Genomic DNA, 13,413 nt, shown 5'->3' with positions numbered 1-13,413 from the left:
CAGACGATCCTGAAGAACGCCAACCTCATCGCCATCAACCAGGACCCGCTCGGGTTGCAGGCCGTGCAGATCTCCAACGACGGCACCCGCCGCGTGCTGGCCAAGCGCCTGTCCAACGGCAACGTCGCGGTCGCCCTGTTCAACCAGGGCGGCGGCACGACCACCGTCTCGACCACGGCGAGCGCGATCGGCCTGTCGGGCAGCTCGTTCACGCTGCGCGACGCGTGGACCAACGGCACGACCACCACCTCCGGCACCATCTCGGCCAGCGTCCCGGCGCACGGCACGGCGGTGTACGTCGTCAGCGGCGGCGGGGGCCCCGCGCCCACGTCGTTCTCGTTGGTGAGCCAGAGCTCCGGCCGCTGCCTGGACATCCCCGGCAGCACGCCGACCAACGGCGCCCTGGCCCAGATCTGGGACTGCAACAGCCAGACCAACCAGCGCTTCACCACGACCGCGGCCGGTGAGCTGCGCGCCTACGACGGCACGAAGTGCCTGGACGTCTACAATCGGGGCACCGCCAACGGCACCGCCGTGACGTTGTGGGACTGCAACGGCCAGACCAACCAGCAGTTCCGCCTCAACTCCGACGGCAGCGTGACGGCGGTGGCGTCGGGCAAGTGCCTGGACGTCAACGGCGGCGCCACCGCCAACGGGACGAAGGTCATCATCTGGGACTGCCACAGCGGCACCAACCAGAGGTGGACCCGCACCTGATCCCCTCGGCGGCGACCGCGAACCCCGCGGTCGCCGCCGACCGGACCAACCTCCGTAGCGCGGTCAGCGGCTGGGATCCACCCGGTCGGACCTCACCCGGGCACGACCGGAGAGAACCCCGGGATCAGGCGCTCGGCGTTGCCAGGCCGCGCGGTCGCACCGAGGCCAGCGCCGCGATCCCGAACACCAGGGCGGGCACCACGAAGCAGAACCCGAGCCCGAGGCCGAGCACCAGCCCCCACGCCGCCATCGCCAGTGCCACGACCGTCGTGACGAACGCGACGGCACGGCCGGCGAGATCCGAGACCAACACTGCCGCTGCAGCGACCAGCGGCACCCCGAGCAGGTCCACCGCGGCGCCCCCTCCCTCGGCGGACAGCCCCGGGTACAACACGACCGCGATCCCGACCGTCGCCGCGACCCCGGTCCACCGCAGCGCTCGGCCGATCGTCCCGGGAACCGCCCACCGGCCACGCAGGCGGACGAGAACGGCGACCGCCAGGAACAGGAAAACGCCCACGCCCGCGATGGCAGAGATCATGCCGACACCTCCCATTGCGGCAGGTCCGCCGCGGCTGTGACCCGACACCCACCACCGAAGGTACGGCACCCACGACCTGCCGATCCGGATCCTCGACGAGATCACCGCGATGATTCTCGAGGACGCGGCACCACCACGCGATCCGATGTTCGCCGACGTGGTCGACGGGTGTTCGTCAGCCCGCGAACGGTCGGTTGAACACGGGCGGGACGTAGTCGACGTAACGGCCATCGCCCGCAAGCCCGTTCATGGTGCGAGGCGAGAGGTCGGGCCAGACGCCCGTCCGCAACCGCTGCCACATCCGGTCGATCGCGGCGACCTGCTCGTCGACGGTGAACGTGCAGTGCCCCGCTGTCCGCACGTACGTCTGACGCACGAACCGGCCGTTGCCCTCGCGGTGGGCCAGCGCCTCGTAGGACTGCTGCTGCGCCACGGTGGAGATCTGGTCGCCGAGCCCGCTGACCGTGAGGACCGGCACGCGCACGTCGCCCGTGAACACGATTCCCCTGGACAGTTGCGACACTGCAGCGGGGTCGGCAGCGATGCGGGGAGCCGCGGCCAACCGCCCGAGGTCGGCCCGCAGGTCCAACCCGGCACGGGCGTACAGCCGCACGACGGCGAGCTGCTGACCGGGTTCGGCCGACGCGAGTTGCCGGCCGTAGTCGACCCCCGTGTTCCACGAGGGGTTCCCGCCGGACATCTGCTCGATGGCGCGCCTGCTGCTCATCGCCTGTCCGATGTAGGGCAGCGGACCTCCGGCCAACGCCTGGTACATGCCGTTCTCGATGCCCGTCGCGTCCCACCACGCCGGCACCGGCGGCGCGGTGCCGTCCGCCGTGAGCCCCCAGCCCGGGAGTTGCCCGATCGCGGAGGCGAGCGCGATGCGCGCCCGTCCCTCCGCCGTGGACTGCGCCCCGGCGAGGGCCGATATCCACTGCTGACGCGCACCGGCGACGTCAGCGGGAATCCCGGTCACGGGCAAGGCGCTGTCGTCGAACAGCAACGTCTTCAGCGCGAACACGGTATCGAGCTTCTGGTTCCACTGCCCCACCGAACCACCGAGCCCGCCGCAGAACGGTATGGCGGCGTCGAACAGGTCGGGGTGGACCTGCGCGGCGCCCGCGGCCACGAACCCGCCCATCGAGCGGCCTTCCGCGACCGCCCACCGCGCGGGCCCGAACGCCGCCTCGAACCGCCCGAGCGCGGCGGCCTGGTTGTCGATCGCCTCGGCGATGCGCCACCCGGTGACAGCCCTGGTCGTGCCGCCCACGGCGTAGCCGCGCTCGACGAGACCCGCGGTCAGCGGCGCGGTGAGCCCGCCGTCGGCGAAGTCCATGTCCACCAGCACCACGCCGTTCCACCGGTTCGGCTTGACGAACTGGTACGGGGTGCCGTCGGGGAGCTGCCCGGACGCGCAAGCCGCCGTTCCGAGGCACGGCGTCGCGTCCGCTGGCGCGGCGACCGCGGCAGGCGCACCGGCCGCCAGCATCGACGCGGCTGCCAGCACGACACCGAATTTGCGCACTGCGGACATCCGAAACTCCAGTCCCGCCGGAAGGCCGGTATCGCCCGCGAACCGCCGTGCGGCCGATTCGCGCCTCACCCGGCACGCACCACCACGAGCAGACTCATGATGTTCTGCCGCGGCAACGACCGTCAATGACAATCGGCTCCGTGACGAGTTGCGCAATGTTGCGTTAGTGGATGGTGCGCGGGCGGAGGTTCGACCGATGCTGCCTACAGCGTCATGTCGCCTTGATCAGCCCCGGGACTCGTCTTCGATCGCGCCAACCCGCTCCGGGTCTTCCGGAGCGGACATGTGACGGATGCTGTCGCTGCCCTTGTGGTCGTGGGCGCGGGAGTAACGGGAATCCAACAGCCTTCCCAACTTGTGCGCCGCTCCCGCGTACGCCTCATCCACAGTGGTCGCGTGGTGGGTGACCGCCACCGGCTGCTTACCCCCCGGTCGCGCCTCGATGACGCACTTCTTGTCCTCCGGCTTGCTTCCCCCGTCCTCGCTGAGGTGCACCTCAACCCGCGTCAACCAGCCGCTGAACCGGGACAGACCACTCTCCAGGTCGGCGGTTACAAAGGTGGCCAGTCCTTCGCCACCTTTGATGTTGTGATCGGTGTTGACCTGGATCTGCATTCGCACCTCCGCAGCAGAAAGCAATGGTCTTGACCGATACCACGGGAGCGGTCGGTTCAAACGCAGCAATAGGAGATCCCGTCACCGCCACGGTCCGGCAGCTGACCCAAGAGATAGCCAGAGTCCGACCGGACCACCTTCACTGATGCCCCTGACACATCCAGCCCGAGGCTTTCGCGCGGGCATGGGTGGTCCCGCCAGTAGTACCAGGGTACGACGGCGACACCGAGCGGCCCGGCCGTGACCTGCCGGTGCCGACCGGCTGGGGGACGTCTGGCCGGATCCGTGACGGACGCCGTCGCCTCAGGGACGTGAGGCCCTACCGCTGAGCTACGTGCCGGAAGCCGGGTGACAGGCTGTCGACGAGCCCCTCGAGATCCCGCTCGCCCTCACGGGTCTGCACACCCGCTGCCAGCTGCTTCCGGGCGATCTCGACCATGTCCTCGGTGAACAGCGAGTACAGGAAGGCATTTTCGACGGCGTAGGCCTTGTCGGGGACGGGCGGGGTCGCGGCTCGGACGGTGGCCTTGATCGCGGCGATGACCTCGGGGCGCACTCCCGCCATCCGGCGGGCCAGGGTGTCGACGAAGGCGTCGATCTCGTCGGCGGGCAGGGCCCGGTTCACCAGGCCGTAGCGCTCGGCCACTTCGGCGCCGACGAGCTGGCCGCCGATGAGCAGTTCCAGGGCCCGGGCCGGGCCGAGCAGACGGGTCATGTTCACCGTGCCGCCGCCTCCGGGAAGGATCGCCAGCGTGGACTCGGGCTGGGCCTGACCGGACCGGCCGATCGCGGCGAAGCGCAGGTCGAGGGACATCAGGAACTCGTTGCCGGCGCCCCGGGCGAACCCGGCCACCTTGCCGATGGTGACCTGCGGAAGGTCGCGGATCTCCAGGCTCAAGGCCTGCAGGATGTTCAGGCCGTCAGGGAGCACGGCCCCCGGTGCGGCGTCGATCGCGGCCCGGGTGGCGGCAGGCAGGGCCTCCGGGTCGGTGACGTAGGCCATGTCACCGTGAGCACTGAAGAACTCCGGATCGGCGCTCTGGAACACGATGACCCGAACGTCCGCGTCGGTGCGCACCTGGTGCACGAACCCACGCAAAGACGGCAGCAGCACGCCGTCCATCAGATTGAGGGGCGGGTGGTCGAGCGAGACGGTGGCGACGCCGCCCCCCACGGTGATTTCGAGACCGGCCCAGGTGCTGTAGTCCATGGTGACTCCTCTTCGGATGGGGCCGGATGCGACTCATCCGGCCCCAAGACCATATGAAGCAGAGCCTGAGGCGAGCCATGCCCGAACGTCGCAAAAGATTGATCCTCTGCCTCATCGTGACCTGATCCAAGTGCTAAAGTCACCGTCGTGGATCCACTGGCCGACGCCCTGGCGATCTCCGGCGTCAAAGGCGCGCTGAGCACCCAGGTCGAAGCAGGCGGCCGCTGGGCGATCACCCTGGACGACTACCCCGGGACGGCTTTGCACGCCGTGACCGCAGGCCATGCCTGGCTCACGGCGGACGGCCACGAACCGGTGGAACTGGCGGCCGGCGACGTGGTCCTGCTGCCTGCCGGCACCTCGCACGGCCTCACCGACGACCCCACGAACAAGGGCAACAGGTGTGAGCAGGTGGTCGCTCGCGGGCGCGGCACCGGCGAGGTGATCAGCCTCGGGGCGCAGCCCTCGACCACGCGGATCGTGACGATTCACTACGACAGCGACCCGGCCGCGCTCACCCAGATCCTGACCGTGCTCCCCGCTCTCGTCCACGTGCGAGCCGAGGCGGGGACGCCGGGGCTGACCGATGCGGTGCGCATGCTCGCCCGGGAACTCGCCCATCCGCAGCTCGCCACGCCTGCCGTGCTGAAGAGCCTCGTCGACATCGTGCTCGTGCAGATGCTGCGTGCCTGGCTCGCGGTGAGTCCCCCCGAGTGCTTCGGAACCTGGCTGGGCGCGCTCTACGACCCCGTCATCGGCAAGGCACTACGGCACCTGCACGCGAAGCCGGCCATTCCCTGGACGACCTCGATGCTCGCAGAAGCCATCTCGGTCTCCCGTGCGACCCTCGCCCGCCGTTTCCCGGCCGCGACGGGATACACCCCCGCGGCGTACCTGGCTAACTGGCGCATGGATCTAGCCGCCGTGCGGCTACGCGACAGTCATGACTCCCTCGAGACGATCGCCGAGGCGGTCGGTTACGGTTCGGTGCCGGCACTCACCCGCGCCTTCACCCGGGCCCACGGACGCACGCCCGGACGCTACCGCAGCGAGACGCGCAGCCACCACGGTACGACCTTCCGGTTGGAGACGCCCGCCCCGTCGAGCCTGACGATCAGTTAGGACCGCAAGGAAAATGCCGCCTAGAAGGCATTTTCCGTTCCCGCCACCAGACCGGTCTGGTAGGCGATGACAACGAGTTGCGCGCGGTCGCGGGCGTCCAATTTGGACATGGCGTGCTGCACGTGGGCGCGAACGGTGAAGGGGCTGAGGTACATCCGATCGGCGATCTCCACATTGGACAGCCCGGTCGCGACGAGAGCGACCATCTCGCGTTCGCGCGGCGTGATCGCGGCGCGCGCGGAGAAATTTTCGCCAGGAGGTGTCGGTGTCGCGTTGGGGTGCGGGCGGCATCCGTAGGCGCTTGAGCACGCGGCGGATGGTCGAGGCGGCGACCCGATGGCCGAGTGTGAGCAGTTCACCTTGGATCCGGCGGTAGCCCCAGCCGGCGTTCTCCCGGGCCGCACGCTCGATCAACGCCACGACGGTGTCGTCGATCGGTGGGCGCCCGGTCCGCTTCGGGTGGGTCCACCTTCTTCGGGACCAGGCGCCGGTGCCACCGGAGCACGGTGCCCGGTGTCACCAACCGATGCTCACGCAGCAGTCGGGGGAGTCGACGCACCAACACGGCGAGCACGGCGCGGTCAGCCCAGTCCAACCGCGGGCGAGGGGTTGGTCCGGCGCACCAAGGCGACCTCGTGCCGCAGCACCAGCAGTTCGACGTCCTCGGCGGCGGAGGAGCGTCCGAAGAGCGCCAGCCAATTGCGTGAGAACTCCACCACGCTGCCCGAGAGCCAACGCCCACGCCGAACGGTTCGTCGGCACCGTCAGACGCGAAGTCACCGACCGACGGCCCATCCTCAACGAACACCACCTGCAAGCGGTCCTGGACCGCTACACGGCCCACTACAACCACCACCGACCACACCAGGCGCTACAGCTCGCACCACCACGACCAGACCAGCCGATCACAGAGTCATGAACGTCTACTCCCACGTCACCCGACCAATGGCCGACGCCATGCTCGCCGGACTCCAAGCCCGGTGGGAGCAATATGGGAGAAAACCCTGGGACCTCTTCGGAGCAGCAAAGGTGGTCAAGATCTTTTGCTCCAGTCTTGCTCCCACGAACGATCAACGGCCCGCAGACGAAGATCGCCCACGAGCCGCTGACCAGGTAAGACACACTGTGGGCGATACCGGGATCGAACCAGTGACCTCTTCGGTGTGAATGAAGCCGAAATAACGCCTCCACCAGCAGAAATAGGATCAGCGCAAGAAAAACACGGCCATTGGAAGCCGTTGAATGCGAATCAACACCGCTGGACGCGCCACACGGCTCCCAATCTGCTCCCACAGTCCGCTCCCACGTGTTCGCCGGAGCTCTCCCATCTGCCGTCCGATTCGATGACGAACTACGGCGGGAAGGTCATATATGGATTTTGCCGGCGTCAGACAGTCGATGCCGGTCCTCCGTGGTCGTCTTCGATTGACGCGACTGCTCTACTTCGCTGCTGTACAGCAGCGTCCGGCCAGTAGACCACCGAACGACGGTGTCCACACCCGTCGCGTACAGCGTGTTACTTGCTCCTGCGCCGATGCCGAGACCTCGGTAAACTGGAGGACTCGAGAATAATCCAGCAAGGCGCACGACTATGAAAACCCATCATCGCCTTGATCGGTCGACGCCGGCCCGCGCCGCCACGAGAGTCGAGCAGGGCGGAGACTTCCCGTCCCGGTCGCGGATCAGGAACCGCACGCGTCGGCCGTCGCCGCAGAGCCGGGGCCACACATCGATACGCCGCCGCCCGGTCGTCGGCGGCCTAATCAACGAGTACGAACCCAGAGCAGCCTAACCGCAGGTCAGACCATGCGGCCGACTTCTGGCACGCCACATGGCCGACATGACCATCCAGCGCGACTCGTGTCGTCCGAGCGGGTAACCCGTGCCGCGCGAGGACGATGTCGCCGGCGGAGACAACGGATGGAGGGGCAGCCTCTTGTTGATCATCGCCTCGGTCGAGCCGGTGCCGCCCAATCTCCCTGCGGTCGCCGGCCTCCACTCCCAACTCGCAGGCGTCATGGCCGGTTTCGCCTTCGCCAGCCTGATCGCACTGATTGCGGCTCAGCTGACCACCAACCATTCGGCGGGCAAGACCCTGGAGAGTGGTTGCCCCCTGCTGGCCGCGTTCATCGCCCTAGGGGTGTCGAGCCTGAACTACGCCGTGGTGGTTGGTGAAACCGCTGGCACCGCACGAGTGGCCTCGCTCCTGACGGTGTCGGGGGTGGGCTTCGGTGTTGCCGGGGTCATGCTGCTGTACTCGATGCTCGTCCTCGTCCGCGGACTGGAGAGCGACGCTCCGCGGAGTCGAGCCATCAGCCAGGCCATGGCGAACCTGATCAGAGCCGTCATCGTCTTCCTGCTCTCCCCGGTCGTCGTCCTGTCGATGTGGAGCGGGGCACGTGACCATGTCACCCAGAAGTACGGTGCCGCGGCGGGCTTCACCGGCCTCGACTGGGCGGTGTTATCGGTTCTTCTTCTCGTGGTCCTGGCAGTCCTCGTGTGCGCCGTCAAGTTCTTCGACCGACCACAGCACCACCCCGCGTTCACCCGGCTCATCTCCGGGATCGCGGTCGTCCTCGCCTCGGCGTCGGTCCTGGGCGTGACCACGCTCGTCGGCTTCACCGAAAGTTCCGCACCGGTTCCCGACTCCATCTCCCTGGTCGCGACCATCCTGGTGGGAAGCTTCGTCGTGTTGGTGGCCTACTCAGCGAGCCGGCTCCGCACCGCTTCGGACAACTCGGGTACACCCGTGCTACCGAACGGCCACGATTGACGCCGCGAATGCCCTCACTGATCCGCGGTCGCTCGGTCGAGCGCCTCGATCTGTCCTCGAACACGTGTCGCGTCGTCGGCGCGGCCTTGGCGGTCGAGGAGGTCGAGTGCCTCGGCCCACGCCGTTCGCGCTTCCGGGTCGCGTCCGCCCACGTCGCCACCAAGGACGAACTGGTCGAGCTGATGCTGGACCGCGTCCTGGAGGACGTCCCGCTGCCCGTGCCCGGACAAGACCATCACCGACGACGACTGGGGGGCGGGTGCACCGCTTCGCCGAGTCGTTCAGCGCGCCGTCGAACGGCCGGTTCGGCATCCCCGTCCACTACATGGGCCTTTGGGACACCGTCAAGGCCGCGGGCGTGCTGCAGTGGAACATGCGGTGGCCGTACACCAGGCAGGTCGCGAACGCGCTCACCGTCCGACCCGCCATTTCGATCGACGAGAAGCGCAGACCTCACCGCGAGTACCCGGTGATCCCGGACTCCCGCCGGTCGAAGTCGGCGCCGTCCCAGAAGGTCGAGCAAGTGTGGTTCTCCGGCGTCCACTCGGACGTCATCCGGGGAGGTCGCTGAGGCCGGTCAGCTCCCGACCCCGTCGGGAGCCGTGCCGATGCCGTGGACCAGGGCGGCCAGTTGCACGCGGTTGGAGATGCCGAGTTTCGTGCTGACGCGGTAGAGGTGGTTCTCGACCGTGCGGACGGACACGAACAGCCGCTGCGCGATGTCGGCGTTGGACAGGCCGCCGGCGACGAGGGTGAGGATCTCGCGTTGTCGGCCGGTGAGCTCCGGCGGCGCGGTCAGCGCCGCCAGCGCGGGGGTCCGGGCGCCTTCACAGGCTTGCGCGAGCTTGCGGGCGCGTGCCGTCGCGGCCTGGGCGGACCCGTGGCGGTCGTGCCGGTGATGGGCGGACGCGGCCTGTGCGGCGGCGTCCACGGCCACGAGGAGTGCGCCCAGCTGTTCCAACCGCACCGAGACGGCCTCCAAACCCGGTCCGTCGTCGGCGGCCAGGGCACGGGCGTGCGCGGCCGCGACCCGGGCGCCGGGCCCGTCGACCTCGGTGGCCAGGCGTGCCAGCCGGTCGGCCACCGCGCGGTCGCCGAAGCGGACCGCCGTGTGCAGCGCGAGGACCTCCACCGTCGGCTGGCCCTGCGACGCGGCCACCTCGGCCGCCTGGCGAGCCAGGCCCGCGGCTTCGCTCACCCCGCCTTCCGCGGCGACCACCCAGGACCGCGCCAGCAGCACGTCCGGCGCCAGGAAGACGCACGTGGGGTGGTGCTCGGCCGTCATCTCCACCAGGGCCCGGAGGGCCGGAGCCGGCTCACCGCGCATCCCGAGCGCGATGGTGAGGCCCACCAGCCCGATGAACGACCAGCCGCTGGAGTCCGCCCCGTGGTGCGCCGCGACGGCCTGGCGGTACCCGCGTGCCGCGGTCTCGACCTGGCCGCGGAAGGTCGCCGCCCCCGCGGCCATCAGACTGGTAAAGGCGTCGACCGGGCGTCCCGGAGAATCGGTGCACGGCCCGCGGAACCGCTCCGCGATCCGGTCCGCCTGGTCCGGCAGGCCGGCCAGGAGCAGCCCCCGCATCGAGAACAACACCACGACAGCCCGCTCGTGCAGCCCGACGCCCGGCGCGTCGATCCGCCGCAGGGTCGCCTCGACGTCGTCGAGGCGGCCGAGTCCTCCGCTCGCCATCGCGAGTCCCCAACTCGCCCACGGCACCGCAGCCGCGGGGCAGCGCGGGTGGGCGAGCACCGCGGTGCTCGCCTCGGCGGCCCGCACCACGCGTCCCAGGTAGGCGTCCAGCACCGAACGGACCCCGGCCAGCACGAGGTCGGCGGACTCGTCCCTCGTCCTGCGCGCCGCGGCGGCGAGCTCGGCCTCGGCTTCGGCCGGTCGGCCGGCCCAGGCCAGGATCTTCGCCCGGACCATCGCGGCCTGCGCGTGCTGGAGGTCGGTTCGGGCCAGGGCGCGCAGCGCGGCCCACTCGCCACCGGCCTCGGCCATGCGGCCGGTCCAGCCGAGGGCGTTGCCCAGCAGCAGCCGCGGCTCGAACCCGCCACCGGCGGACACCGCGGCCCTGGCGATCCGGGTGGCCAGCGCGAGGTCCCCCACTTCGACGGCCCGGCGGGCGGCGTCGGTGAGCAGGGGGACCTCGGGTTGCGCACCGGAGTCCAGCAGCAGGACCGCGCGGCGCAGTGCGTCGTCGGCCCGCCTCCCGCCCGTGGCACTCAGCGCGTCCGCGATGCGCCTGCGCAGCCGCTGGGCGTACAGCGCGCCTGCCCGACGCCGCTGCACCTCGCCGAACATCGGGTCGGCCAGTCGGGCCTGCCAGCGCCGCCCGTGCGGGAAGACCTCGATGAGGCCCCTGGCCTCCATCTCCTCCATCGCGCAGGCGCCGGTGAGCTCCGTCACCAGCGGCACCTCCAGCGGACCGCCGAACGCGAGCAGGTCGAGCACCTCGAGCTGGCGCCGCGGCAGCCCACCGATCCGGGTGGACACGAGGTCCAGCAACGCCGGCGACAAACCCGGCCGCCCCGACCACCGCCACACCCCTGCGGACTCGCGCAGCCGGTCGGAGGCCAGCTCGTGGTCGACCAGCTGCCGCAGGTACAGCACGTTGCCCCGGGTGATGGACCACAGCCGCTGCGCTGCGGCGTCGTCCACCGGACCACCCAGCCTCGTCTCCACCAAGGCCGCGGTCTGCCGGCAGGACAGCGGTTCGAGCTCCAGCCGTGGCAGGTGCCCGTCCTTCCACAACGCCGTCACCGCGTCGGGCACCGGCTCCCCCGCGCGGGACGTGAGCAGCACGCTCGCCGCCTTGCGCAGCACGAGCTGGTGGACCAGTACCGCGGACCGCTCGTCCAGCAGGTGCGCGTCGTCCACCACGATGACCACCCCGGCCGGACGTGCGTCCGCCAGCAACACCTCGACGGCCTCGGGCACCGCCCTGACCGGATCCAGGTCGGCGAGGTTCAGCGTCGCCGAGAAGGCGCCCAACGGCATCATCCGCGCCGAAGCAGTGCCCGCCACCCACCGGACCAGCGCGCCCCGCTGTGCGGCCACCGTCAGCGCTTCCTGTGCCAGGCGGGTCTTCCCCACCCCCGCCGCGCCGATCAGCACCACCCCGGCCGGTCCGTCCGGGCGGCGGCGGATCGAGGCGGAGATCCGGTTCAGCTCCTCGGTCCGGCCGACCAGGGGCCAGCGCCCGGTCGCGGACCGGGACGGCTCCTGGCGCACCGGAATCATCCCGTTCATCCGGATTCTCCCCCACCGATGACACCACAGGTAACAAACCAGAGGGACGAGACCGGGCGCAGATACCGGCGGCCCGCCTCATTTTCTCCGGCGCGGGCAGGTCCGAGAGGTGAGTACCCGACTACTCACACCACGACATCGGGGAGTGACCACAGTGGAGCGACAACCACCCGACCAGAACGGCAACGCCCTGGAGGTACGCACCAATGGATCCCATCCTCTACTGGAACGAGGTCGCCGCCGAGGCCGACCGGGTCACCCACACGACTCTCCCGGCGAGCGAACTCGGCGTCCGCGGCGGCCCCGGTGGGGCGCGCGGCAACGCGATCGTGCACCTGGCCATGCACGACGCCTACTTCGGCATCGACACCGGGCAGTACGAGCCCTACCTGGGGGACGACCTGCCCGAGGTCGCCGCCGACGCCGACGCCGCCGCGGCGGTGGCCAGTGCCGCCCACGCCACGCTGAGCGCGCTCTACCCGACGCAGAAGGCGTTCTTCGACGCCCGGCACGCCGCGGCCGGGCTGACCGCGGGCAAGTCGGACGTGGCGGGCCACGACTTCGGTCGGAAGGTCGCGGCCAAGATCCTCGCGCTCCGCGCGAACGACCCCGGCTTCGGCGACAACGGGCACAGCTCCTCGGTCGCACCGGGGCACCACCGGCAGGACCCGGACAACCCCGGCCAGGGCTTCTACGGCCCGTTCTACGGCGCCCGGTCCGCCTGCTTCGCGGCGACCACCCGCCACCACCTCGACGCGCCCCCGCAGCCGGGGAGCGCCGAGTACGAGCAGGCCCTCAAGCAGGTGCGCGCCAAGGGCATCGCCCCGCACCTCATGGGCACCCTCCCGGCCGACCTGCTGACCGCGCGCACGCCCAACGAGACCGCCATCGGGTTGTTCTGGGGCTACGAAGCGGCCAGCCGCATCGGCACGCCGACGCGGCTGTACAACCAGATCATCCGCAAGGTCGCGGTCGCCCAGGGCAACGACACCGCGCAGAACGCCCGGCTGTTCGCCCTCGTCAACGCGGCCATCGCCGACTCGACCATCCTGGCGTGGGCCGACAAGTACGAGTACGACCTGTGGCGTCCCGTGCTCGGTGTCCGTGAGCACGACTCGTCCTCCGGCCCGGCGGGCGTGGGCGACGCCGCGCTGGACTCGGACGCCGATCCGTTCTGGCTGCCGCTCGGCGCGCAGGCGACCAACGTGACCGGCGGGCGGAACTTCACGCCGAGCTTCCCGGCGTACCCGTCGGGCCACGCGTCGGAGGGCGGGGCGGCCTTCCAGACGGTCCGGCACTTCTACGGCCGGACCCAGGACGGGCCCGACGACCTGGCGGACGGCCTCGAGTTCGTCTCCGACGAGCTCGACGGGATCAGCACCGACACCACCGGCAACGTGCGGACCCGCATCGTGCGCACGTTCCCCGGCGGGATGTGGCAGATGATGATCGAACAGGGCTTCAGCCGGGTCTACCTCGGGGTGCACTGGGTGTTCGACGCCTTCGCCGTGGACGAAGCCGGTGACGTGGACCTCTCCCGCAACGTCGGCGGGGTCAGGCTCGGCATGGACATCGCCGACGACCTCGCCGCCAACGGGCTCAAGGCGGCCAACGCCGCCGGACCGGCGACGTGACCGCACGCCCTGCG

At 70.2% G+C, this 13,413-nt stretch carries 13 protein-coding genes and 1 pseudogene; 6 read left to right on the top strand and 8 right to left on the bottom strand.

Going from position 1 to position 13,413, the window contains the following annotated elements; translation table 11 throughout:
- On the top strand, window positions 1-717 hold a 717-nt coding region (locus AB0I91_RS41875; RefSeq protein WP_499641829.1), incomplete at its 5' end, for an RICIN domain-containing protein.
- A gap of 124 nt (window positions 718-841) precedes the next feature.
- On the opposite strand, the gene AB0I91_RS41870 is transcribed toward AB0I91_RS41875, so the two are convergent.
- The 4 genes from AB0I91_RS41870 to AB0I91_RS41855 all read right to left on the bottom strand — a co-directional run bounded on the left by AB0I91_RS41870 (window position 842) and on the right by AB0I91_RS41855 (window position 4,617).
- Window positions 842-1,258 (bottom strand): hypothetical protein, encoded by a 417-nt coding sequence (locus tag AB0I91_RS41870; RefSeq protein ID WP_499641828.1) that lies wholly within the window; start codon window positions 1,256-1,258, stop codon window positions 842-844.
- Between the two features lie 175 nt (window positions 1,259-1,433).
- Entirely contained in the window at window positions 1,434-2,792 is a 1,359-nt protein-coding gene (locus AB0I91_RS41865) for an alpha/beta hydrolase family protein (protein WP_499641827.1), read from the bottom strand.
- Window positions 2,793-3,017: 225 nt separating this feature from the next.
- The gene (locus AB0I91_RS41860; protein ID WP_499641825.1) at window positions 3,018-3,407 is read right to left on the bottom strand and encodes an HPF/RaiA family ribosome-associated protein; all 390 of its coding nucleotides are present in this window, start codon (window positions 3,405-3,407) and stop codon (window positions 3,018-3,020) included.
- A 319-nt stretch (window positions 3,408-3,726) separates the two neighbouring features.
- Window positions 3,727-4,617 (bottom strand): enoyl-CoA hydratase/isomerase family protein, encoded by an 891-nt coding sequence (locus tag AB0I91_RS41855; RefSeq protein ID WP_499641823.1) that lies wholly within the window; start codon window positions 4,615-4,617, stop codon window positions 3,727-3,729.
- A 147-nt stretch (window positions 4,618-4,764) separates the two neighbouring features.
- On the opposite strand from AB0I91_RS41855, the gene AB0I91_RS41850 reads away from it, so the two are divergent.
- A complete protein-coding gene (locus AB0I91_RS41850) occupies window positions 4,765-5,739 on the top strand; it encodes an AraC family transcriptional regulator (RefSeq protein ID WP_498783165.1) in 975 nt (324 codons plus the stop codon).
- Between the two features lie 20 nt (window positions 5,740-5,759).
- Here AB0I91_RS41850 and AB0I91_RS41845 read toward each other — a convergent pair.
- Window positions 5,760-5,978: pseudogene (locus AB0I91_RS41845) on the bottom strand (response regulator transcription factor); the annotation flags it as partial.
- Window positions 5,979-6,320: 342 nt separating this feature from the next.
- On the bottom strand, window positions 6,321-6,455 hold the full coding sequence (locus tag AB0I91_RS41840) for a hypothetical protein (protein WP_498783170.1): 135 nt from the start codon (window positions 6,453-6,455) through the stop codon (window positions 6,321-6,323).
- Between AB0I91_RS41840 and AB0I91_RS41835 the strand changes: the two genes are divergently transcribed.
- The gene (locus AB0I91_RS41835; protein WP_498783172.1) at window positions 6,443-6,658 is read left to right on the top strand and encodes an integrase core domain-containing protein; all 216 of its coding nucleotides are present in this window, start codon (window positions 6,443-6,445) and stop codon (window positions 6,656-6,658) included. The genes AB0I91_RS41840 and AB0I91_RS41835 overlap by 13 nt on opposite strands.
- A gap of 1,017 nt (window positions 6,659-7,675) precedes the next feature.
- Window positions 7,676-8,512: a hypothetical protein gene (locus AB0I91_RS41830; protein WP_499641821.1), complete on the top strand. Its 837-nt coding sequence runs from the start codon at window positions 7,676-7,678 to the stop codon at window positions 8,510-8,512.
- A gap of 14 nt (window positions 8,513-8,526) precedes the next feature.
- Here the strand turns inward: AB0I91_RS41830 and AB0I91_RS41825 are convergent, their stop codons facing one another.
- Entirely contained in the window at window positions 8,527-8,751 is a 225-nt protein-coding gene (locus AB0I91_RS41825; RefSeq protein ID WP_499641820.1) for a hypothetical protein, read from the bottom strand.
- Window positions 8,752-8,771: 20 nt separating this feature from the next.
- Between AB0I91_RS41825 and AB0I91_RS41820 the strand changes: the two genes are divergently transcribed.
- The gene (locus AB0I91_RS41820; protein WP_499641818.1) at window positions 8,772-9,083 is read left to right on the top strand and encodes a phospholipase effector Tle1 domain-containing protein; all 312 of its coding nucleotides are present in this window, start codon (window positions 8,772-8,774) and stop codon (window positions 9,081-9,083) included.
- A 6-nt stretch (window positions 9,084-9,089) separates the two neighbouring features.
- On the opposite strand, the gene AB0I91_RS41815 is transcribed toward AB0I91_RS41820, so the two are convergent.
- On the bottom strand, window positions 9,090-11,765 hold the full coding sequence (locus AB0I91_RS41815) for a LuxR C-terminal-related transcriptional regulator (RefSeq protein WP_499610783.1): 2,676 nt from the start codon (window positions 11,763-11,765) through the stop codon (window positions 9,090-9,092).
- A 206-nt stretch (window positions 11,766-11,971) separates the two neighbouring features.
- Between AB0I91_RS41815 and AB0I91_RS41810 the strand changes: the two genes are divergently transcribed.
- Window positions 11,972-13,399 carry a vanadium-dependent haloperoxidase gene (locus tag AB0I91_RS41810; protein WP_498786311.1) on the top strand — a complete coding sequence of 476 codons (1,428 nt, stop codon included), beginning with the start codon at window positions 11,972-11,974 and terminating at the stop codon, window positions 13,397-13,399.
- Window positions 13,400-13,413 lie beyond the last annotated feature (14 nt).

It is taken from the genome of Actinosynnema sp. NPDC049800 (genome assembly GCF_040656635.1).
Classification (GTDB): Bacteria; Actinomycetota; Actinomycetes; order Mycobacteriales; family Pseudonocardiaceae; genus Actinosynnema.
This window is presented reverse-complemented; position numbering and strand designations above follow the sequence as displayed.

Bases quoted from the DNA above. Each gene is read 5' to 3' on its own strand.
- AB0I91_RS41870 (WP_499641828.1), bottom strand. From the start codon at position 1,258: ATGATCTCTGCCATCGCGGGCGTGGGCGTTTTCCTGTTCCTGGCGGTC.
- AB0I91_RS41865 (WP_499641827.1), bottom strand. From the start codon at position 2,792: ATGTCCGCAGTGCGCAAATTCGGTGTCGTGCTGGCAGCCGCGTCGATG.
- AB0I91_RS41860 (WP_499641825.1), bottom strand. From the start codon at position 3,407: ATGCAGATCCAGGTCAACACCGATCACAACATCAAAGGTGGCGAAGGA.
- AB0I91_RS41855 (WP_499641823.1), bottom strand. From the start codon at position 4,617: ATGGACTACAGCACCTGGGCCGGTCTCGAAATCACCGTGGGGGGCGGC.
- AB0I91_RS41815 (WP_499610783.1), bottom strand. From the start codon at position 11,765: ATGAACGGGATGATTCCGGTGCGCCAGGAGCCGTCCCGGTCCGCGACC.
- AB0I91_RS41810 (WP_498786311.1), top strand. From the start codon at position 11,972: ATGGATCCCATCCTCTACTGGAACGAGGTCGCCGCCGAGGCCGACCGG.